The 22671-nt window shown below is 33.8% G+C and carries 21 protein-coding genes and 1 pseudogene; 17 read left to right on the top strand and 5 right to left on the bottom strand.

All coding sequences use genetic code 11. The features are described 5' to 3' along the window. Positions 1-7 precede the first annotated feature (7 nt). Positions 8-394: a DUF1523 domain-containing protein gene (locus ACJDUH_RS12175; protein WP_406765473.1), complete on the top strand. Its 387-nt coding sequence runs from the start codon at positions 8-10 to the stop codon at positions 392-394. Between the two features lie 204 nt (positions 395-598). Here the strand turns inward: ACJDUH_RS12175 and ACJDUH_RS12170 are convergent, their stop codons facing one another. Further along, positions 599-3427 carry a sigma-54-dependent transcriptional regulator gene (locus ACJDUH_RS12170; protein ID WP_406765472.1) on the bottom strand — a complete coding sequence of 943 codons (2829 nt, stop codon included), beginning with the start codon at positions 3425-3427 and terminating at the stop codon, positions 599-601. Positions 3428-3438: 11 nt separating this feature from the next. Next, positions 3439-3633 carry a hypothetical protein gene (locus ACJDUH_RS12165; RefSeq protein WP_406765471.1) on the bottom strand — a complete coding sequence of 65 codons (195 nt, stop codon included), beginning with the start codon at positions 3631-3633 and terminating at the stop codon, positions 3439-3441. 179 nt (positions 3634-3812) lie between these two features. Here ACJDUH_RS12165 and ACJDUH_RS12160 point away from each other — a divergent pair, with 179 nt between their 5' ends. The 7 genes from ACJDUH_RS12160 (at position 3813) to dhaL (ending at position 9696) form a co-directional block, all read left to right on the top strand. Next, positions 3813-4670 carry a PHP domain-containing protein gene (locus tag ACJDUH_RS12160; protein WP_406765470.1) on the top strand — a complete coding sequence of 286 codons (858 nt, stop codon included), beginning with the start codon at positions 3813-3815 and terminating at the stop codon, positions 4668-4670. Between the two features lie 153 nt (positions 4671-4823). Continuing rightward, positions 4824-5300 carry a PTS sugar transporter subunit IIA gene (locus ACJDUH_RS12155; RefSeq protein WP_406765469.1) on the top strand — a complete coding sequence of 159 codons (477 nt, stop codon included), beginning with the start codon at positions 4824-4826 and terminating at the stop codon, positions 5298-5300. Positions 5301-5348: 48 nt separating this feature from the next. After that, positions 5349-5642: a PTS sugar transporter subunit IIB gene (locus ACJDUH_RS12150; RefSeq protein ID WP_406765468.1), complete on the top strand. Its 294-nt coding sequence runs from the start codon at positions 5349-5351 to the stop codon at positions 5640-5642. 160 nt (positions 5643-5802) lie between these two features. Further along, on the top strand, positions 5803-7155 hold the full coding sequence (locus ACJDUH_RS12145; protein ID WP_406765467.1) for a PTS galactitol transporter subunit IIC: 1353 nt from the start codon (positions 5803-5805) through the stop codon (positions 7153-7155). A 57-nt stretch (positions 7156-7212) separates the two neighbouring features. Then, positions 7213-7878, top strand: coding sequence for a class II aldolase/adducin family protein (locus ACJDUH_RS12140; protein ID WP_406765466.1), 666 nt, complete (start codon positions 7213-7215; stop codon positions 7876-7878). Positions 7879-7882: 4 nt separating this feature from the next. Then, complete coding sequence (locus ACJDUH_RS12135; RefSeq protein WP_406765465.1) at positions 7883-8887, top strand: dihydroxyacetone kinase subunit DhaK; 1005 nt, start codon at positions 7883-7885, stop codon at positions 8885-8887. 176 nt (positions 8888-9063) lie between these two features. After that, positions 9064-9696, top strand: coding sequence for a dihydroxyacetone kinase subunit DhaL (gene dhaL, locus ACJDUH_RS12130; protein ID WP_406765464.1), 633 nt, complete (start codon positions 9064-9066; stop codon positions 9694-9696). 152 nt (positions 9697-9848) lie between these two features. On the opposite strand, the gene ACJDUH_RS12125 is transcribed toward dhaL, so the two are convergent. Then, positions 9849-10631 carry an NlpC/P60 family protein gene (locus ACJDUH_RS12125; RefSeq protein ID WP_406765463.1) on the bottom strand — a complete coding sequence of 261 codons (783 nt, stop codon included), beginning with the start codon at positions 10629-10631 and terminating at the stop codon, positions 9849-9851. A gap of 531 nt (positions 10632-11162) precedes the next feature. Between ACJDUH_RS12125 and yhfZ the strand changes: the two genes are divergently transcribed. The 9 genes and pseudogenes from yhfZ to ACJDUH_RS12080 all read left to right on the top strand — a co-directional run bounded on the left by yhfZ (position 11163) and on the right by ACJDUH_RS12080 (position 19914). Continuing rightward, positions 11163-12068 carry a GntR family transcriptional regulator YhfZ gene (gene yhfZ, locus ACJDUH_RS12120; protein ID WP_406765462.1) on the top strand — a complete coding sequence of 302 codons (906 nt, stop codon included), beginning with the start codon at positions 11163-11165 and terminating at the stop codon, positions 12066-12068. 77 nt (positions 12069-12145) lie between these two features. Continuing rightward, positions 12146-12505: a PRD domain-containing protein gene (locus tag ACJDUH_RS12115; protein WP_406765461.1), complete on the top strand. Its 360-nt coding sequence runs from the start codon at positions 12146-12148 to the stop codon at positions 12503-12505. 42 nt (positions 12506-12547) lie between these two features. Then, positions 12548-12910: pseudogene (locus ACJDUH_RS12110) on the top strand (DUF2620 domain-containing protein). Positions 12911-12921: 11 nt separating this feature from the next. Further along, complete coding sequence (locus ACJDUH_RS12105; protein WP_406765460.1) at positions 12922-14202, top strand: YhfT family protein; 1281 nt, start codon at positions 12922-12924, stop codon at positions 14200-14202. A gap of 56 nt (positions 14203-14258) precedes the next feature. Continuing rightward, positions 14259-15365: an amidase gene (locus ACJDUH_RS12100; RefSeq protein ID WP_406765459.1), complete on the top strand. Its 1107-nt coding sequence runs from the start codon at positions 14259-14261 to the stop codon at positions 15363-15365. A 19-nt stretch (positions 15366-15384) separates the two neighbouring features. Next, complete coding sequence (locus ACJDUH_RS12095) at positions 15385-16260, top strand: phosphotriesterase family protein (RefSeq protein ID WP_406765458.1); 876 nt, start codon at positions 15385-15387, stop codon at positions 16258-16260. Between the two features lie 84 nt (positions 16261-16344). Continuing rightward, entirely contained in the window at positions 16345-17439 is a 1095-nt protein-coding gene (locus tag ACJDUH_RS12090; RefSeq protein WP_406765457.1) for an aminotransferase class V-fold PLP-dependent enzyme, read from the top strand. An 80-nt stretch (positions 17440-17519) separates the two neighbouring features. Continuing rightward, the gene (locus ACJDUH_RS12085) at positions 17520-18698 is read left to right on the top strand and encodes a YhfX family PLP-dependent enzyme (protein ID WP_406765456.1); all 1179 of its coding nucleotides are present in this window, start codon (positions 17520-17522) and stop codon (positions 18696-18698) included. Beyond that, complete coding sequence (locus ACJDUH_RS12080) at positions 18691-19914, top strand: phosphopentomutase (protein WP_406765455.1); 1224 nt, start codon at positions 18691-18693, stop codon at positions 19912-19914. Before ACJDUH_RS12085 ends, ACJDUH_RS12080 begins: the two co-directional genes overlap by 8 nt. A 26-nt stretch (positions 19915-19940) precedes the next feature. Here ACJDUH_RS12080 and ACJDUH_RS12075 read toward each other — a convergent pair whose 3' ends face one another. Then, positions 19941-20870 (bottom strand): alpha/beta fold hydrolase, encoded by a 930-nt coding sequence (locus tag ACJDUH_RS12075; RefSeq protein ID WP_406765454.1) that lies wholly within the window; start codon positions 20868-20870, stop codon positions 19941-19943. A 266-nt stretch (positions 20871-21136) separates the two neighbouring features. Further along, a complete protein-coding gene (gene ahpF, locus ACJDUH_RS12070; protein ID WP_406765453.1) occupies positions 21137-22666 on the bottom strand; it encodes an alkyl hydroperoxide reductase subunit F in 1530 nt (509 codons plus the stop codon). Positions 22667-22671: the final 5 nt, after the last annotated feature.

Here is a 22671-nt window from a genome sequence, read left to right as displayed (position 1 = left end):
AGAGTACATGATAAAAAGAAGTAATTATCATTTTAGAAATAATAATTTTATTAAATTTAGGATTGGAGCAGTAATAATTAGTATTATAGTAATTATAGGTGTAATTATGGTTTTTCCGCATTTTTTGAGAAATACTTATATAGTAACCATTACAAATAAAAGAATAATAAAAAGTAATAACACTGACAAGTATTTAATATATTCTCAAACTGAAGATGGTAAAATAAAAATATTTCAAGATACTAATAGTTTGCTAGAATTAAAATTTTTGTCTGAAGATATTTATTGGGGATTGGGACTTCATAAAAAATACGAAGTTAAGGCATATGGTTTGGATATACCTTTATTCTCATATTATCAAAATATAATAAATGTTAAAGGAATAGATAAATGAAAAAATAAAGAGCAGCTGAAAAGGGGGACTAATCAGCTGCTTAAAAAATAATATTTATTATAATGGGGAACTCTTGTCTTGCTATGTTTATATATTAGCTTTTCATTATGTCAGTAATGTGACAATAATAAATATTAACTGTTAATTACTTTTAAATAATTTATAAACAAAGAGGTTACTGCGAAAGTTGAGTTAATAAACAGCTTATTTATTAATGACTTTTATAATATAGCACACCTCATCATCATTGATGTCTATATCGTATTCTGCACCAAGTATGTCACAGGCTTCTCTTGCAGCTGCAAATTGCTTTGGGTTATTCAGCTTAAACTCTTCAACATTATCAAATCTGACCTTGTCGCCGTGAATACATCTATCCAGCATACAGCCCATATGAAGAATTAAGTCCATTATATTGTCCTTATTGCTGATAGAATCATCAAGGCCCATTTTAATGATAAAATTTTTAATATTGGCTACTGCAATCTTTGGATTAACAAATTTTAAGTATTGCTCCAGCATATCCTTAGAAAGCTCATAAACACTTTTAAATACATTCTTTTCGTAAGATTGATTATGGCTTGTGCCCTGAATTTTTGTATCTAGATATTTTGAAAATTCCTCTTTAAACTGAGAACTTAAAATTTTATTAATTGGAAAGTAAGGTATACCGATATTAGGATTTATGCTTCCTACAAAGGCTAAAATATCATATTTGTCTGTAAGGCTTTTTATATTATTTTTTACTTCTGAGTAGTTTGTAACTATTAATTCGATACCCTTTTTATATTTTTCATCAAGATTTTGACATAATATCTGCTTAGCCATCATGCCTGTGCCTTGCCCTGTTACGCATAAGGTAACAATAGCTTTCTTTTTTTCAGAAGCACTTACAGCTGTAATAGTATCAACTGCTGCTAGTGAGGTATATATAGTGTCTAAATCGTCATTGCTGTACATTATTTTTCTCACAGCTTCTAAAAGAAGAAGGGTAGAGATGTTAGCTATTGTTTTTATCTTTATTGAAGTTTCCCTTTCTAGTTTATCTCCAAAATTACATAGCGAACCCATGTCTACTGCAAGCAAGATTCCATGTCCTTTATTTGCAGCTAAGGCAGTATTCTTCAGCGCATTATAAATGCTGTCAACACTAGAATCCAAAGGCATATCTATAGCTTTTACAATGTTGGTGTTAAGCAGCTTATTAGCTACTTCTGCCATGCTGGATGCAGTGCTTTGGCCGTGGCAGATAACTATTATACCTATTTTTGAATCAATGCAGGAGTCTAGTTTGTTGTTTGCAAGTAATATTGATAAAAATCCTTTTTCATCCTCGGGCACTATTACACCAAAGGTGTCACTGATTTTTTTTATTAGAACTTTAGAAGCATTATATTCGCTAGGATATTCAGATCTTACCTTGAGTATATTGGAATTAACTATTAGCTTTCCTTCTCTGATTCTTTGTAGTAAACCATTTATGTGAAAAGCAAAGGCAAAAATAAATTTTGGATTAAGGCTAACGTTTAGTTCTTCTTCAGCTATATTTATTAGGCCAGCAGATAAATCAACTACTTCTTTTGGTATTACCTTGTATAATGTACTCTTATTGAGTCCTGCTGCACTAATATTATTAAGCATATATTTAAAATGTTCATCAATTAAGTTTTCGATTTTTAAATCAAACTGCTGACTACTAAGCTCAGAATCTTTAAGCTTCTTTATATAGTCATTTATCTTATCATATATGTTATCGTTTGCTTTTTCTACATAAGAATATCGTTTATTTCCAGGGAATAAAACTAAGTATTCATTAATCATATCCATATAGTTTTTATCGTTAATATTTATTTTATTATTGCTAAAAACATAATCAATAATATCTTTACTAAGCATTTCAAACTCTATTGAAATGTTATTTTTATTTTTAATGTAATTTAAAAATGACTTTGCACAAACTAGCTTTATCTCTGACTTCAGCTGTCCTATATTACCACCCTTAAATGGATATAGGGCTAGGGCTTTTAAAACCTCCGGGGAAATTCTAATATCTTTGTTTAGATTTATGCACTCATAATAAAAGAGAGTTTCTATAATCTCCATCTTTTCCTCTATAGCCTTTTCTCTAAATGAGGGCAGGGTTATTACTACAGGAATTCTCCTTAAAAAAGTTGTTAAAAGTGCCTCATTTGGTTCTTCAGTAGTGGCAGCAATTATCATCACATTGCTCTTATTTGTATTACCGGATTCTCCTAATTTGTGATACTGTCCTTTATCAATAAGATAAAAAAGCATTTCTTGTCCATCAGGAGGAAGTCTGTGCACTTCATCAAGGAATAAGATACCACCATTTGCTTTGGCTACTAAGCCTTCTTTATCAGAATTTGCACCAGTAAAGGAGCCCTTAACATGTCCAAAAAGCTCAGAAAGTAAAAGCTGAGGGTTATTAAAGTAGTCAGAACAGTTAAAAGCTACAAAAGGAAAAGAACCTTCATCTAAGCCTTTATTTACTTTAGCATATTCATACATGGAGGAGGCAAAGGTGCTCTTACCAACACCGCTTTCTCCAAGCAGCAAAGTGTGAAGTCCTTTTGGAGGATACATAAGCGCAGCTTTAGCTTGTCCGATTTGATTTATAAGACTGTTGTTAGCACCAACTAATTGAGTGAAGGGGTCTTCAGAGATATTATCTTCACTTTTGCCTGTGGCTTCCCCAGATTTGAGTGAGCTAAGCAAGGTCTTAAAATCTTGCAGGCTATATACAAGGTTTGTTTCTTCACTATTTATCAAATTTAAAGAAGCTAAAATAGCTTTTGGAAAAAAGGAAACAGGTCTTGAATTTATTTTTACAAGTTTATTCTGTTTAAAAAGAGTATTTAAAATAGTGCTGGCATTATTTCTTACAATATGCAGATTCTTTTCTATATCACTTGTATATACTCCAAAATAGTTTTGATTTTTTATGCAATCATTAATGTAGTCTAGAGTTAGTTTATTAGTTATATAATCGTTTACTGCATCGATGTTTTTCAAAATATCACCTACTATTTTTTCTTCTTAAAGTTAGTACTTTTAAACTTATCAAAGGCCTTAGGAGGTGGTATTTTTTTAGTGTACCTTTCTAGGAATAGTGCTACAGCAAAGGCTATGATTGCTAGGTAAAAGTTTTTATATACTAGTGATAATAGAAAAAGCACTAATGCAACAAATACGGAAATGTACCATAAAGCTATCTTCACAACATTCACCTCCTTAAGCATAAAATTTTCCTTGCTATTATATTCATTTTTATCATAATATAATTAAATTGTAAATACAAATGCAATTTTATGAAATATACCTGTTATTAATTTTTATACTGTGACAACAATAGTTGTTAAATTATTTAAATAAAAGTTGAAAGGAGCTTGAATATACTATGAATGGCATTGATTTACATGTACATACCTATAATTCAGATGGAACAAATAGCCCTAAAGAAATTATTAATATTGCAAAAAAAACAGGATTAAGTGCTATTTCTATAACGGACCATGACAGCATTGAAGGAAATGAGGAAGCTAGGGAGGAAGCAGAGAAATGTTCTATAGATTACTTGAGTGGAGTAGAATTAAGTGTATCCTATGGTGAAGGCAGATTACTGCATATATTGGGACTTGGCATAGATATATACAATGAGGAATTTCTAAAGGTTTATAAAGGAATTAGGACAGCTAGGGAGAAGAGTGTAGGTGAAATTCTAGAAATACTAAAGGGGAAGGGCATAGCTATAAGCATCGAGGTTTTGATAAAAAGAAGTTTAAAGAAGAACTTAGATAGATATGACATCCATAGATACTTTATGGAAGAGAAGCTATGTAGTAGTGCTCAAGAGGTATGGGATAAATATCTGGATCCAATTCCATACAAGAAAGAAGAAATACTAAGTGCTGAAGAAGCTATTTATATAATAAAAAAGGCGGGCGGCAGATCTTTCTTAGCACATTATAATAAAAATATTGGCCTCGGTGGTCTTAGAAAGTCAGATATGGAAAAAGAAATTAAAAATTTAAAGGATTTAGGGCTCCATGGAATTGAAAAATATTACCCAAGCTTTACTCTAGAGGATGAGCAGTTTGCAGATTATCTTTTAGAAAAGTACAAGCTGTTGGCTTCTGGAGGAACTGATTTTCATGGAGGTAATAGAGCTGACATAAGACTTGGAATAGGCAATGGTGAATTTAATGTACCATATGCAGTATATAAAAGCATTATTAATAGCATAAGAAATGGTTAAAAGTTATGCACTATAGTTTTTTTAAAATTATAGTGCATAACTTTTTAAGTAAACATTTTCAAAATTCAGAATTGTAAACCTATGCACTAAAGTTGGCACGGTATTTGCTAAGAATATAGGTACAAAGAAAATTAGCTAAAGGAGAATGATTTCATGGAAGAAAATGTAGCTTTATTACATGAAGATTTAATATTAATGGATTATGGAGCTAATAACAAAGAAGAATTACTAAGGGGCCTAGGAACAATACTAAGAGAAAAGGGATATGTAAAAGAAACTTATATCGATGGACTACTGGAAAGAGAAGAAACCTTTCCTACAGGACTTAATACTCCAGGAGTAAGCGTAGCAATACCACATACTTATGCAATACATGTAGAAAAGCCAGCTATTCTTGTGGCAAAGCTAAAAAAGCCAGTGGTATTTAAAGAGATGGGTTCAGGTGAAAACGATGTAGAGGCTAAGCTGATTTTCATGCTAGCTATTAAAAATCCAGATCAACAGGTTATAACCTTAAGTAAGCTAATGTCAATATTCTCAAAGGAAGAAACTCTATTAGAAATATATAATGCAAAAGAAAAGCATGATATATACCTAACTATTAAGAATGTATTGGAAAAAGATAACTAAGATATAATTAAAAATTAATTATATAAAAATTAAAGGGAGGAAAAAATTATGGGTAAAATTAAAAAAATCTTTGTAGCTTGCGGATCAGGAGTAGCAACATCACAAACAGTAGCATCAAAAATCGCTAGTATGTGCGAGGATGAAAATCTACCAGTAAGTGTAGAAGCTGTGGACATCAAGTCACTGGAAAGCATAATAGACCAATGTGACATTTATGTATCTATAGTTCCATTAAAGACAAAGGAGTGGGGAAAACCAACACTAAGCGGAATACCATTCTTAACAGGTATGGGAATCGATGCTGAATTTGAAAAGCTAAAAGAAATAGTTAAAGCAAAGTAAGTATCAAAATGCATAGAAAAATATAAAAAAATATCTCCAAGAAATAATAGATTAAATCCAGGAGATAAAAATAAATATAAATATAAAAATAAAAAAATATGTTATTTTATTTTATCACAAAAAAGTAAAAATATAAACAAACTTTAGGAGGTTAATATAAATGAGCGCAATAATACATTATATCCTTAACCTAGGTGCAGCGGTGTTTCTCCCAATTATTATGATAATTCTTGGTCTTAGTATGAAGATGAAACCTAAAAAGGCAATTATAGCTGGTTTAACTTTAGGTATAGCATTTACTGGAATGAGTGAAATTATAAACTTCATGTTTGGTGCAATAAGTCCTGCGGCTAGTGCATTTGTAAAAAATACAGGAATACAGTTAAATGCAATTGATGCAGGTTGGGCTCCAATGTCAGCGATTGCTTGGGCATGGCCATATGCATTACTACTTTTCCCAATTTGCATAGGAATAAATATAGTAATGTTAATATTAGGTTGGACAAACTGTTTAAACGTAGACTTATGGAATGTTTGGGGTAAGATTTTTACAGCAACACTAATTGCAGCAGTTACTGGAAGCATTGCATTAGGACTTGTCGGTGCTTCAATACAAGCGATTTTAGAACTTAAGAATGCAGATATAACACAAAAGCAGTTATATGAATTAACTAAAATACCTGGAATTGCATGTACTCACTGTATGACATTAACAGGTGTAGTATTAGCTCCAATTAATAGATTACTTGACTTTATACCTGGACTTAATAAGAGTAATATAGATGCAGCTAAATTAAAAGAAAAGATTGGTGTGTTTGGCGAAAACAGTGTTATGGGCTTTATAGTTGGTGCACTAATTGCTATATTTGCAAAGTATGATCTTAAAGGTATATTAAATACTGCAGTTCAAGTTGCTACAGCATTAGTACTTTTCCCAATGGTTGCTAAGTTATTTATGCAAGCATTAGCACCTATAGCAGACGCAGTTGGCGATTTCATGAAGAAGAAATTCAAAGATAGAGAGCTCTACATTGGACTTGACTGGCCATTTCTTGCTGGATTATCAGAAATCTGGGTCGTTGCAATATTAATCGTTCCAATAGAATTAATACTAGCAGTTGTTATGGCAAAAACAGGTTCAAACAACGTATTACCTTTAGGTTCAATAATAAATATTTCACTAGTAGTTCCAGCTATGATAGTAACTGGAGGAAATATTATAAGAATGATTATATTATGCATAGTAACAACTCCTATTTTCTTACTAGTAGGAACAAGCTTTGCAGGAACAGTAACTAACCTTGCTAAAGCAACAGGCAGCATCCAAGTTCCAAATGGACAATTTATGAGCTGGTTCTCCTTTGAAATACCGGCATTAAGATGGGGACTTGCACATGGATTTAATGTAATTCATGGTGAATTCTTTGGAGTAGTTGTACTAGCAGTGCTTGCTGCATGCTTCTTCTTCTATATAAAGTACATGAAGAAAATGGATGAAAGAATAGAAGCATAAGAGAAATATTAAGACAAGCGTGGGTAAATAACTTGTAATTTTGAGGAGGCATACATTATGTTAGAAGAATTAAAGAAAAAAGTAGTAGAAATAGCGCAGGAAGCAGATAGATCAGGATTGTGCAAGCACAAATCAGGTAATTTTAGTATTAGAGATAAAGAAACTGGATACGTGGTAATCACACCAGCAGGTATAGCAAGAGAAAAGCTAACTTACAGAGATATATGTGTTATAGATGTAGATGCCAATGTAATAGAGATGGAAACAGGCTTAAGACCTTCTAGTGAAGTAATGATGCATCTTGAAGCATATAAGGCAAGGCCAGATATAAATTCTGTAGTGCACACTCACTCAAGATTTGCTACTTCCTTTGCAGTATTAAGAAAGGAAATCCCAGCTGTTGTATATGAAGGAATGTCCTATGGAGGAAGAATTCCAGTAGCTCCTTATGGAAGACCTGGTACAAGACAACTTGCAGAAAGTTTAATAGAGCCATTAAAGCAGTCAAATGCAATATTACTTGAAAGTCATGGAGTAGTTGTTGTAGGTTCAGATCCAGATGATACACTTTTAAATGCACACTATGTAGAAGAAATAGCTGAAGTTTACTTTAGAGCATTACTTATTAACGGAGGAAAAGAGCCTAATGTACTGCCACAAAGCGAGCTTCAAAGCTGGGCTTACCCTTCAGAAATAAAATTTGATAAAGTAAAAAGAGGATAGAGCTATGAAGAAACTAATTAATAAACCAGAAGATTTTGCAAGAGAGACTATAGAAGGCATTTTAGCAGCTCACAGCGACAGCTTAAAAATGGTAAATGATAATTTTAGATGTATAGTAAGAGCCGATGAAAAGAAGCCAGGTAAGGTAGCTATAGCTACAGGAGGTGGCTCTGGCCACCTTCCAACCTTCCTTGGATATGTTGGATATGGACTAGCAGACGGAGTAACTGTAGGAAATGTTTTTGCATCACCAAGCGCAGAATGCATGTATGAGGTAGATAAAGCAATAGACAATGGAGCAGGAGTACTTCATCTATATGGTAATTATGGCGGAGACATAATGAACTTTGGTATGGCTAAAGATATGGTAGAGATGGATGATATAGAAGTTGAAGAAGTGCTTGTAACAGACGATGTAGCTTCAGCTCTTAAGGGACAGGAAGCAAACAGAAGAGGAGTGGCTGGATTATTCTATGCATACAAAATAGCGGGAGCTGCTGCAGAAAAGATGTATAATTTACAAGAAGTAAAGAGACTAGCTCAAAAGGCAGTAGACAATACAAGAACTATGGGTGTTGCTCTTACTCCATGTATAGTTCCAGAGGTAGGTAAAGCTACTTTCTCCATAGGTGAAAATGAAATGGAAATAGGTATGGGAATCCATGGAGAGCCAGGAATTAAAAGAAGTGAACTTAAGCCAGTGGATGATGTTGTAGAAGTTATGCTAAATAAGATACTAGAAGACATGAGATTTGAAGAGGGATGCAATGTTTCAATATTGGTAAATGGCTTAGGTGCTACCCCAAAGGAAGAACTATATATTGCTTATAAAAAGGCTCACAGCATATTAGAGAAAAATGGAATAAAGGTATATAGGCCATATATTGGAGAATTTGCTACTTCCCTTGAAATGGCTGGTATGTCTATAACATTATTAAAATTAGATAAGGAACTGGAAGAATTGTTAGATTTTAATGCTTACTCACCATTTTTCCAACAATTTAGATAATCATAGGAGGTTAAAGCCCTAAATGGGCTTTAACGGGCAACTTACGAGCGGGAGCGAGTGAGTTAAGTTGCCCCGTGGGCGGAGCCAAAGCCCTAAATGGGCTTTAACGAGCAATTAGGGAGCGGGAGCGAGCAAGCCTTAATTGCTCCGTCTTCCGACTAAAAGGAGGAATAAGCATGGAAGCAATAAAAAAGCCATTTGTTAAAGATATATTAGGAAACATAGTAAATGCAATGAATGAAGCAAAGGATTACCTAACAGAACTAGATTCAGCTATGGGAGACGGCGACTTAGGTTTAACTATGACTAATGGTTTTGGCTGTCTTTACAATGAATTTGATAAAATAGAAGCTGCTGATATGGGCAATGTACTTATGAAACTTGGAATGACTATGAATACAAATGTTCCATCCACTATGGGAACTTTGATATCGATATGCCTTATAAAGGGAGCAAAAGAGGCTAAAGGTAAAGAAGAGTTAACCCTGGAGGATTTAGCAGCTGTAGGTAGAGCTGCAGTAAAAGGAGTAATGGAAAAAGGAAAAACTAATCTAGGGGATAAAACCATGCTGGATGCCTTGAATCCTGCAGTGGAAGCACTAGCTGAAGCTTCAAAGAGTGGACTTAGCTTAAAGGAAGCCTTTGAAAAAGCATACAAAGCAGCAGAAGCTGGAGTTGAATACACAAAGCAATTAAAATCAGTGCATGGAAGAGCGGCTTATTATGGAGAAAAATCACTTGGAAGACCAGATTCCGGTGCTGTAGCAGTAGTGCATATATTTAAAGGAATAAGTATGAGCTTTAAATAATAAAGAGTAAATAAGTACTACACAGGATTATGTAAGAAGATAAATTTATATGAAAAATATTTAATTAAAGTATAGTGATAATAAATATAGTAGAGCAGTTGAAAAGGGGGACCTTTCAGCTGCTCTACTTAATATGTGGTACTTGTACGTTCCTAAACAAGCCTTATAGGTATATATCCTTCTTTCGTAATTGTGCTTATAGACCTCTCATCTTTTCTGGCAACCGGAATTGGTTCAAAAGGAATTATGGTTTGTATGTCTTGTTCATACACGTTTATGTTATCACTTTTCTTATTATCAGTGCTTATATACAGCATGACATGGCCTTTCCCCTCTCCGTTATCGATAAGTAACGCATCTCCAGGCCTTAATTCATCCCAGGAAATTTCGCACACAGTTCGTCCATCTATTTTCGTTCCATTTTTAACAGCATTATAAAGAGACAATGTAGTCTGTCTTCTTACCCCCCAAGCAGCACTAACAAACCCTGAGCAGTCGTTGCCGTATAATGTATTACTCCCTTTTATTTTATTCAGAAAGTCCTCTGGAGACTTAGTCTGGTATAAATCCATGCTATAGGGTATACCATAATAAGTCTTCCCTTTTATAAATACGTAATATCCATATTTATCAATCAAGTTATGGCTTGGAATCCATTTTACCTCTGTCATGGCTTTTGCTCTTTCAAGTACTTCTTTTCTTTGTTCATCAGTTAAACCTGGATTAACTTGTTTATTATTAGGATTATTGTTGTTTTTATTATTATCACTGTTATAAGTAATATCATTATTATTTAATGAAAATGGCATTATACCTTTATTGTTGTCCATGTTATTGGGATTGGATGCAGGTATAAAAACAAATACTGCAAAAATAACTAATATAAAACAAACTACTATTTCAACCATCCACTTAAGTACTTTAAAAATTATCATCCTAAGCACCACCTTTTTACAAGATATATTTATAGATATTTTATCTTATTAAAATATATGACTAGCATGCCAATTATAAAAGATAAAAAACTAAATATATTTGAGCCAATGAAACATTAACACTATAAAGAGCATCTTCAGTGTGTTTTATAGGTCATGAATGTATTGGAATTATTAAGATAGCAAAATATAGTAGAGCAGTTGAAAGAGGGGCTTTTCAACTGCTCTACTATATTTTATATTAATTTATGAGGGGTAACTCTTGTCTTGCTATGTTAATATTATCTTCTTGTTATGTCAGTAATGTGACAATAATAAATATTAACTGTTAATTACATTTTAATAATTTATAAACAAAGAAAAGCAGTGACTATCAGAAGGTGGGATAAAGAAAAGTTGATAACCTTTGTTTTTTTACATAACAGAATATTTATTTAGTCCCTTGAAAACGATATTAAGTTGTGCTATTATAATATCAAAATACAAAATATTGTACATTAAGGTGCTGTTATGGATATTAAATCACAACTAATGCAAAAAAATGGTCTAGTAGCAATAAAATTGTCAAGAGAGCTAATAACAATGCAGGAAGGAGACAGAATAAGTACTATTGCAGAATATTCTGCTAAGTATGAAACCGCTAGGGGTACTGTTCAATCTGCTTTAAAGCTATTAGAAGAATCAAAGGCTATAAGTATTGAGGCAAGAGGTCATCTTGGCAGCTTTATTAGCTTTATAGATTATGAAATGCTTTGGAACTTTACTGATTTTGGCACCATAATGGGAGCTATGCCGCTTCCCTATTCCAAACTTTATGAAGGGCTAGCTACGGCTCTTTATAAGGAAGCCGAAAAAAGAAAATTTCCCTTTAGTCTTGCCTATATGAGAGGTGCAGAAAATAGAATTAATGCATTAAGTACAGGTCGTTATGATTTTGCAGTTGTTTCTAGGCTTGCAGCTAATCATAGTATTAGGAATGGAGGAGTTATTGATATAGCACTAGAGTTTGGGGAATATAGTTATGTAAATGAGCATGGTATGGTGTTTAAAGATCCTTATAAAAGAACTGTTGAAAATGGCATGAGAATAGGGGTTGATAGAAGCTCTATTGACCATTATTTACTTACACTTTCACAATGCAAGGATAAAGTTGTAGAGATAATTGATTTACCATATAATCAGGTAGTGAAGAAGCTAATGCTGGGAGAAATCGATGCAGCTGTTTGGAATATTGATGAAATAATTGAAAAGAAAAGAAATATGAAATATTATCCTCTAACTACAAATGAATTTTTAGGTGAGGACACTGAAGCTGTTATAATCGTTAATAAAAACAATTATGGTATAAAGAATTTACTCCAGCAGTTTATAAACCGTGATAGAGTTAGAACCTGCCAAAAAGAAGTAGTAATAGGGGAAATAATCCCTAACTATTAGAATTTATTTTAAGATATAAATAAAACAAAAAATTTTTACTCTCAAAATACAAAATATTGTACATTGGAGGATGGACTATGGAATTAAGTATGAGACTAGATATTCTTAAAAATGCTGGGCAAATTTCTGAGGAAACCTATGACGCTCTATTAAGAATAATAAAGATGTTTAAGAATAAATGGGAAATAGAATTAACGGAAGAGAATGGTGCTATGCTAATTACTCATCTTTCTATAGCCTTAGAAAGAATAAAGAAAAATGAACTAGTAGATGGTATAGAAGAAGAAACCTATAAGGAAATAAAAAATCACTGTCAATATGAGCAATGTAAAAATATATTTAAGGACATAATGAAAGAGGCTGCAATAGAAATACCTATAAATGAAGAAACTTTTATTATGATGCATCTTTGTGCATTGTTTGAATCAAATAATTAAAGAATATATAAATATATAAATTATATGAAAGGAGTTTTTTAAATGCTAAGGATAGTAGTTGGTGGACAAATTGACAAGCAAAGAGTGGCTGATATCATAAAAAAAATAGGAGGAGAGGATATCACATTAACAATCAAATCTGATATTGAAGCAGCTATGGCAATTAAGACTAATCAAGCTGATTATTATTTTGGAGCTTGTAACACTTGAGGTGGCGGAGCTCTTGCAATGGCTATAGCACTTCTAGGGATGAATCTTTGTTCTACTGTTTCCATGCCTGGTAATAGAAAGACTGATGAAGAAATTATAAAAGAGATTGAGTCTGGGAAAAAGGCTTTTGGCTTTACACCACAGCATGCTGAACAGGTTATACCTGTTATCATGAATAAAATATTAAATAAATAGGGGGAATCATTATGAAATTTTTAATTGTTGCTTTAATAGGTGCTTTAGCGTCAATTTTAGCAAACAAAGGTGTTGCAGTTTTTAATGACGGTCTTAGACCTATTGTTCCTGAATACCTTGAAGGCAGAATGGACAAAAAGGCCATAGCAGCTACAAGCTTTGCTTTAGGCTTTGGACTTGTTATTGGCTTTGGTATTCCCGTATCAATTGCTGCAAGTATTATACTAATTCATAGTATTTTACTTGGTACAGATATTATTGGTACTTGGTCTCCAGATGGCAAAAAAGGTATGGTTATTTCTGGCGTAGTTGGAGCAGTATACGGAATTGGTATAGTAGCTGGACTGCAGTTTATTGTAAATATATTTAAGCTTTTACCAATAAATTTCTTACCACAACTTGGACAAGTTGGTACTCCAATTGTTGCAGCCTTCGCAGCTTTTCCAGCAATAGTTGTAGCTTACCAATATGGTATTTTAAAAGGTGGAATAACTTTAGTAATCTCCTTCTTAGTTAGACAGTATGTACAATATTATGGAAAGTTTAAAATTGGCTCTGGTGCTGTAGCTTTGAGCCCAGAAGGAATGGCACTTCTTGCAGGTATGATTATTATGTTAATCTTTGCAATGAATGAAAAAGTTGATCCAAACGCAACTACTGTGGATTTAACAGCTATTTTTAGTGAAAGAGTTAAGAAAATAAAGAAAAACCTTCCTTACTTAGCTGCAATAGGAGGCTTAATTGCAGCAGCTACAAGCTATGGTATTGTAGCTGGAGATCCAATATCTTTAAATCTATTAGCTAAAGGACAGCATCTAGAAGCAGCTATGACTGCCTTTGCAAGAGGTATAGGGTTTATTCCGCTAGTAGCTACAACAGCTATAGCAACTGGTGTTTATGGGCCAGCTGGAATGACTTTTGTATTTGTTGTAGGTTTGCTTGTTAAGAATCCAATACTGGCATTTGTTCTTGGCGGTGTTGTTATTAGTGCAGAAGTTATGCTTTTAGATATACTTGCAAAAATGTTGGACAAGTTCCCAGGTGTTAGAAAATGTGGAGATAATATTAGAACAGCTATGTCTAAGCTTCTAGAAATAGCACTGCTTGTTGGTGGTATGATGGCAGCTCAAGCTATGGCTCCTGGACTTGGGCTATTTGTAGTAGCAGGTATCTATGTATTAAATCAAACAGCAAAAAAACCAATAGTAAGTATGGCTGTTGGTCCAGTAGGAGCAATTTTTGTAGGAATTCTTGTTAATGTTTTAGCTGTATTAGGTTTATATTGGAAATAATAAATGGGGGCTAAAGGCCTCCATTTTATAATAACTCTTTGACGGGGAGAAAAATTATGAATGAATTGCTTTTAGATGAATTATTCAGGTTATCCAGGGCAACCATTAAGGCATTAAATTACAAAAATAAAACAATAATAGATGTAAATGAGGATATGCTTGTAGAAGCAAAGGAGCTACTTAGTAAGGGCTCAAAGGTATATACCCTAGGAGTGAAAAATTCAGTTCAAATTAATAGAATGTTTATTAAAAGGCTTATTGATAGTAAAAAGTACTTATGGCATACAATTGATAGTATGGCTGTAGGCGGAAGAGCTGTAGATATGAATATATTAAATCCTATTACCGGGAAAATTATGACTGGTTCCTCAAGCTGTACTGCAATAAATGTGCTTTATGGAATTAATGATTTAGGTATCGGTACAGATGGCGGAGGTTCGGTACTAGCACCTGCCTTAAGTTTAAATTTGTACTCAATTATGGCAAAGGGAATGGGATTAAAGGGCTTGTCAAATAGAGTTTCAACAGATGGCATAAGCTTTGTGCCGGGTATAGGTGTTATAAGTCATTATCTTGAAAAAGCAGAAGCTGCAGTAAAAGAGATGGCAGAAATAAAATGTAAAAAAGGTAGTATTAATGATATTAATATTGCTATATGTAAAAAGGGAAATATTACGCTTCCAGATGGCAGCGATATGAGAGAGAAATTAAATTTAGTTTATGATAGATTAAATAAATTAGGTGTTTCAGTAAGTGAAGAGGAGTTTCCTGATTTTACGCAGAGGGAAATTTCAATAATTAGGGTAAAAGAGTTATTAAAAAAATACAATATTCTTATAACCTATGAAGGCCCCATAGATTTGTTAGGTATGGGAGACTCTGTATTTGGAGGCTTTGGAGATTTAGCCTCAAGAATTCAAGGATTAGGTGGAAAGTATATGGTAAAAATAGCAAATATGATAAATGCTACAGCAGTTACCTTACCTTCCTCCGAGATTTCATCAGGAATTGTTATAACTTCCAGAGAGGGAATAGATGAAGGTCTAACTGCTATTGAAATTGCTAAAAGCTTAAGTGACCTATACAAACTGCCAGAGCTTTATTACAGGTATTTTAAGGATTCCTATAAGAGAAAACAGGAAAACCTTATATTTTCGCTGTAAATAACTAAAGGAGGTAAAGATGAAATTGCAAGAAGGAATTACCTATATGCATGAACATGTAACCATAGATTTATCTGGGGTAAAAAAAGATTTAGACTGCAAACTTGATTTATTAGATGAAACTATAGAGGAATTTAAGGAACTTAAGAAAAAAGGAGTAGCTAATGTCCTGGATGTTACTAATAGAGGTATGGGTAGAAATATTGAATATGCTCTAAAGGTTAAGGAAGAGACAGGAGTAAATATAATTTTCTCAACTGGTTATTATAAAGAACCTTTTCTGCCAGAAGAAGTTTATAGGCTATCTGAGCATGAGTTAAAAGATATTATGTTAAAGGAAATTATTGAAGGAATAGATGACACAAATATAAAAGCACAGGTAATAGGAGAAATAGGAACAAGCAAAGATAAAATTACACCTATTGAAAGGATGCTTCTCTCTTTGGGGGCCAGGGTTCAAGATGAAACAGGGAAACCTATATCCACTCACACTACTCTTGGAACTTTAGGGCTTGAACAATTGGAGATACTAAGGGAAAATGGAGCAAATTTAAATAAAGTCATTATTGGACATGTTGACCTAAGCGGTGATTTTGATTATATACTAAGGCTAATTGATAAAGGCGCTTATGTAGCCTTTGATACAATAGGAAAGGTTAATTATATGCCTGAAGAAAAAAGACTTGTAATGCTTAAGGAAATTTGCAAAAGAGGGCTTTCAAATAGGGTAGTCATGTCAATGGACATAACAAGAAAGTCTCATTTGAAAAATAAAGGTGGCCTTGGCTATAGCTATCTTTTAGATTATTTTATTCCCTTTATTAAGGAAAATGGAATAGCTGAAAGTGACATAGAAAATATGCTTATTAAAAATGCAAGAGAGATTCTTAAATAGATAGATTCGCTTCAAAATGCAGATTATAAATCTTATTTAAGAGGCTAGGCTATATGGCAATTATGACAGAAAGGGGCCAAAATTATGAAAACTTATCCATTAGAATCTATAACATTAGAAGAAGCAAAGAAACTTCAGTTTAAGGTTGTTGATGCAGTAACAAGATACTTCAAGGGTACTGAGATATTATCACTTGGGGACTTAGGAGTAGTACAAGGACTAAATAAGCCTAGAACAACCCTTAAAACTGAGTGTGTATTAGCTGACATATTTGAACAGGAGGCTGCCGTATTAGTAAGGGGTGCGGGAACTGCTGCTATTAGGTGGGGACTCTATAGCATAATGAAGGCCAATGAAACTCTTCTTATTCATGATGCTCCTATATATCCCACAACAGGAGTTACGGTAGAGAGCATGGGACTGAATACTATTAAAGCGGATTTTAATAACAGTAAAGAACTTATAAGGACTTTAAAGGAAAATAAAATTGATGGAGTTCTTATACAATACACAAGACAAAAAATAGAAGATTGCTATGATATTGAAGAGGTAATAAAGCAAATTCGCGAAAATTTAGGAGAAGTTCCTATTATTACGGATGATAACTATGTAGTAATGAAAGTAAAAAAGATTGGTGCTCAGCTTGGAGCAGATCTTTCAGCTTTTTCAATGTTTAAACTGCTTGGGCCTGAAGGAATAGGCTGTGTAGTAGGAAAGAAAAGCTACATAGATAAAATAATAAAGAGCAATTATTCCGGCGGCGGTCAGGTACAGGGGCATGAAGCAATGGCAGTTTTAAGAGGACTTACTTACGCACCTGTAGCCCTAGCCCTGCAAGGAGAAGTAAACAATGAGCTTGTTGAGAGATTAAACCTTGGAGAAGTAAAAGAAGTTAAAAGTGCTTTTTTAGCAAACGCTCAATCAAAAGTACTGTTAGTAGAATTAGAAAAACCTATTGCTCAAAAGGTTATTGAAGAGGCTGAAAAACTTGGAGCAGCACCAAACCCAGTAGGAGCAGAATCAAGGTATGAATTTGTACCAATGTTTTATAGAGTATCAGGAACCTTCAGAGCAGCAGACAGTACCTTAGAAACTAGAATGATTAGAATTAATCCTATGCGTTCTGGAGCAGATACAGTTATTAGAATTTTAAGAGAAGCATTAGCAAAGTCTCTATAAGGAAGGTTTGAAGACGGGTATTTTGAAACAGCATTATGAGTTTAGGCTACCCGTATTTAAGACTGGAAGGAGGAAAACAGATGTTTTTAGAAACCGCATTAAAGAGAAACCCAAAACTTATAGAAACTGCATTTAAACTGCACAGCGAGGGTTTAATAGAGCCTGACACTTATATATTAGATTTAGACACTATATTAAGAAATGCCAGGGAAATAAAAAATGAAGCAGATAAAAATAATATAAAGCTATATTTTATGACCAAACAATTTGGAAGAAATCCCTATATATCAAAAGAATTAATAAAGCTGGGATATGAAGGTGCCGTAGCAGTAGATTATAGAGAAGCAGAAACTTTAGCTTCAAATGGTATAAAGCTTGGTCATGTAGGACACTTAGTTCAAATACCAAAATATAAGATAGAAGCAATACTTAAGTCAAAACCAGAATTTATTACTGTTTATTCCTTGGAAAAAGCTAAAGAGGTATCAGAGGCAGCTGTTAAACTTGGATTTACACAAAAGATAATGATTAGGGTGATTGATAAAGGAGATATACTTTATCCTGCACAATATGGAGGCTTCTATTTAGAGGAATTATTAAAGGCAGCTGACGAAATAATAAGCCTTCCAAATTTAAAATTAGCGGGGTTAACTTCATTTCCTTGCTTCTTATATAATAGTGCAATTGGTAGTATAAAGGAAACCTCTAATGTCTACACTTTGCAAAAAGCCAAGAAATTATTAGAAGAAAAGCTTGGAATTAAAATACAGCAAATGAACATGCCTTCAGCTACTTGCTGCATTAATATGGATAACATAGCAAGGCTTGGCGGGACACATGGAGAGCCTGGGCATGGACTTTTAGGAACAACACCTATCCATGCAGTAAGTGAACAAGTTGAGAGACCGGCTATAGTTTATGTAAGCGAGATTTCACATAACTTAGGAAATGAAAGCTTTTGTTATGGTGGTGGGCACTATAGAAGATCGCATATGGAAAATGCTTTAGTAGGAAAAAGCATAAAAGATTCTAAAAAATATAAGGTTGGAACTCTGGCTCCTGAAAGTATAGATTACTATTTCACTCTAGAAAATAAGGCTTCTGTAGGTGATACAGTTATTATGTCCTTTAGAACTCAAATTTTTGTAACAAGAAGTAGAGTAGCTGTAATAAAAGGAATTCAGAGTGGTAAACCTGAACTTGTCGGTATATATGACAGCCAAGGAAAACTGCTGGAAGGAGGGCGGTTATATGAATAGGTTTATTGTGATTGTTTTAGATAGCTTTGGTGTAGGGGCAATGGAGGATGCAAAGATAGTAAGGCCGGAGGATGTGGGCTCAAACACTTTTGGTCATATACTTGATAGTATTCCTCATTTAAAGCTGCCTAATTTAGAGACCTTAGGTATTATGAATACCTTAGGAAGAGAAACTGAGCTTATGAAGAAAAATCCTAAAGCGGTCTATGGAATCTCTAGCTTAATGCATTATGGAGCTGATACCTTCTATGGTCATCAGGAAATAATGGGAACAAAACCTAAAAAGCCAATAAAAGAGCCTTTTTCAAAATCTATTGATAGAGTTTATGAGAAACTGGTGAATGCTGGTTATAAAGTAGAGTATAAAGGAGACAAGCTTAAGTTTTTACTTGTAAATGGCTGTGTTACAGTTGCAGATAATATTGAAGCTGATTTTGGACAAATATATAATCTAACGGCTTCATTGGATTTAATACCTTATAGTGAAGTACTTAAGATTGGGAAATTAGTTCGTGAGGTTGTAGAAGTATCCAGGGTAATTCCTTTTGGAGGAACAAATGTTACTATGGAGAATATTTTAGCAGCTGTAGAAGAAAAGGAAGATAAGTTTATTGGCATAAATGCACCAAAATCAGGGGTTTATAATGAAGGCTATCAAGTAATTCATTTAGGCTACGGAATAAATCCAGAAGTTCAAGTGCCTACAATTTTAGGGAAAAAAGCAATACCTGCAGTACTTTTAGGAAAGGTAGCAGACATAGTCGAAAATAATTATGGTAAAAGCATATCTTGTGTTGATACAGAAGAAGTTATGAAACTTACAATTAATGAAATGGATAAAATTAAATCTGGGTTTATCTGCACCAATGTACAAGAAACAGATCTAGCAGGGCATGCAGAAAATGTAGAAAGATATGCAGAAAAATTACAGGTTGCAGATAAATATATTGGACATATTATGGACAAGCTAGAAGGTAATGATATATTAATTGTTATGGCTGATCATGGCAATGATCCAACTATTGGCCACAGTCATCACACAAGAGAAAATGTACCAATTCTTGTTTATGGAAAATATATTAAGGAAGGATTTATTGGGCATCGAACTACATTATCTGATGTAGGCGCTTCAGCAATGGAATATTTTAAATCAAGCGGAATAGAAAATGGGACTTCTTTTCTTAATAAAATAGTCAGCGTAAATAGCTTTAAATAAATAAGCTATTTACGCTGACTATTTTATTATATCTGGCTGTTAATCCATTTAATAATGTCTTCATACACTTTTTCATTTCCTATTTCATTTAAAATTTCATGTCTCATATTTTTATAAAGTTTCATCTGTATGTTATTTATGCCGACTTTCTTATATTCCTCATAGGCTTTATTAACCATCCTACCATTACGCCCTACAGGATCTTTATCTCCTGAAATGAGAAAAATAGGCAGATCTTTCGGGGTTTTTATAATATTATTTTTATCAGTAATAAAAAGCAGACCATCAAACATATCTCTAAAGGCACTGGATGTAAACACAAAGCCGCACTTTTCATCTGCTATAAACCTATCCACTACTTTTTCGTCACTAGAAAGCCAGTCCTGCTTCGTTCTTATAGGCTTAAATTGATTACAGAAAGAGTCATAGGATAGCCTATTTAATGTATAATTTCTATATTTACCACCATTTTTTTCTATACTTCTTTCCGCTAAAAACTTTCCAAACTTCAGCATTGCCCTAGGATTATGTGCTGTACCAATTGCTATTAATCCATTAATTTCTGTGCCATATTCTATTGCATAATGCCTTACTAGAAAAGATCCCATGCTATGTCCTAAAATAAAAAATTTTAAGCTTTCCTGCTCTTTTTTTATAAACTTTGTTAGCTCATTCAAATCCTCAACAAGAATATGCCACCCGTTTTTTTCTGCAAAATATCCCAAGTCATCATTGCTTTTAACTGATAAACCGTGTCCTCTTAGATCATTTGCATAAACCACATAACCTTTGTCTGTCAAAAATTGTGCAAAATTAATATACCTTTTAGCATGTTCGCAGGAACCGTGTACTAGCTGAATTACTCCTAATACATTTATATCCTCTTCTGGCTCCCACTTGTAGATATGATTTTCCTGTCCATCCTTCATTATAATAATAAATTCACTGCTTCTCATAAAGCTCGCCTCCACATTCTAAAAGAAACATCCTAAAATCCAAAATTAACTTTTTTTAGTTCTAGCTTTGTTGTAACATTAATAACATTAAATGAATAGTCCATTAACTTTATTATAATACTATTTGTCTTATTTGAAAAATATGTAAGTAACTTTTAAAGAGATGCTGCTCCATGTAGGCCTCTCATAAAAATAAAACCATTTCAATATATAAATTGAAATGGTTTTATCAGCATTTAGAGTTTATTAAAGTGATGATTTAAAAATTAGTTTCGTATTATATAATCGAAGGCGCCTAAGGCTGCACTTGCACCAGAACCCATAGAAATAATAATCTGTTTGTATGGACTATTGGTGCAGTCGCCTGCAGCAAATATTCCTGGTACATTTGTTGCACCATATTTGTCTACAACTATTTCACCTATTCGGTTGCGCTCCACCGTATCACCAAGCCAATCTGTATTTGGTACAAGCCCTATCTGAACAAACACACCCTGAAGCCCAATATGACGTTCTTCACCAGTAGCACGGTCTGTGAAGGTAATACCATTTACTTTGTCAGTACCTGTTATTTCCTTTGTTTGAACATTCTTATAAACAGTAACATTAGGCAAGCTGTAAAGGCGCTGCTGAAGTACAGCATCAGCCTTCAGTTCCGGCATAAATTCAAGTACTGTTACATGATTAACTATTCCAGCCAAATCTATGGCTGCTTCAATACCGGAATTGCCACCGCCGATAACTGCTACATCTTTTCCTTTAAATAGGGGACCGTCGCAGTGAGGACAGTAGGCCACACCATTATTTTTGAATTTCACTTCACCAGGTACACCTACATTTCGCCAGCGGGCACCTGTTGAGATGATTATGGTTTTGCTTTTTAAAACGGCTCCATTTTCGAGTTCCACTTCTATTAAATCCTTATTGATTATGCCCTTAGCACGCTGAGCCTTCATAATATCAATATCGTATTCTTTAACGTGTTCTTCAAGGCTTGCTGCCAGCTTAGGGCCTTCGATATATTTTAAACCTATGAAATTTTCAATACCCATAGTTTCCAGCACCTGACCGCCGAAGCGTTCAGCCACAATCCCTGTACGGATGCCTTTACGTGCTGCATAGATAGCTGCACTGGCTCCTGAAGGGCCGCCTCCAACAATAAGTACATCGAAGGGTTCTTTACTTTCAAATTCTGAAGCATCAAATCCACTGCCAAGCTTCTCAAGTATCTCCTCTATGGACATACGGCCGCTGCTGAAGAATTCGCCATTCATATAAACAGTAGGTACAGCCATAACATTTTTACTTTCTACTTCCTCTTTGAAAACTGCACCATCAATCATAGTATGAGTAATATTAGGATTGATAATGCTTATGATATTCAGTGCCTGAACCACATCAGGACAGTTGTGGCAGCTTAAACTGATGTAGGATTCAAAGTGGTATTCACCTTTAATGTTTTTAATTTGTTCAATTACCTTATCATCAACCTTTGGAGCCCTACCGCTGACCTGTAGTAGAGCCAACACAAGGGATGTAAATTCCTGGCCTAAAGGAACACCTGCGAAGGTTACCCCTATATTTTCACTTGCCCGATTTACACTAAAGCTTGGTGTCCTTGCAAGCTTAGTTTCCTCCACAGTTATCCTAGATGACATTAAAGCTAGCTCCTTTACAAGAGCTAGCATGTCATTAGATACTGAATCGGACCCAGCACTTACTTTCAGAACCACATCGCTTTCAATAAGCTGTAGATATTTAGCTAATTGGGTTTTTATATCTGCGTCCAGTATCATGTTTT

Source organism: Candidatus Clostridium radicumherbarum (genome assembly GCF_045310525.1).
GTDB classification, from domain to species: domain Bacteria; phylum Bacillota; class Clostridia; order Clostridiales; family Clostridiaceae; genus Clostridium_AT; species Clostridium_AT radicumherbarum.
Note: the sequence above shows the minus strand (reverse complement) of the source record. Positions and strands in the feature narration are given on the sequence as shown.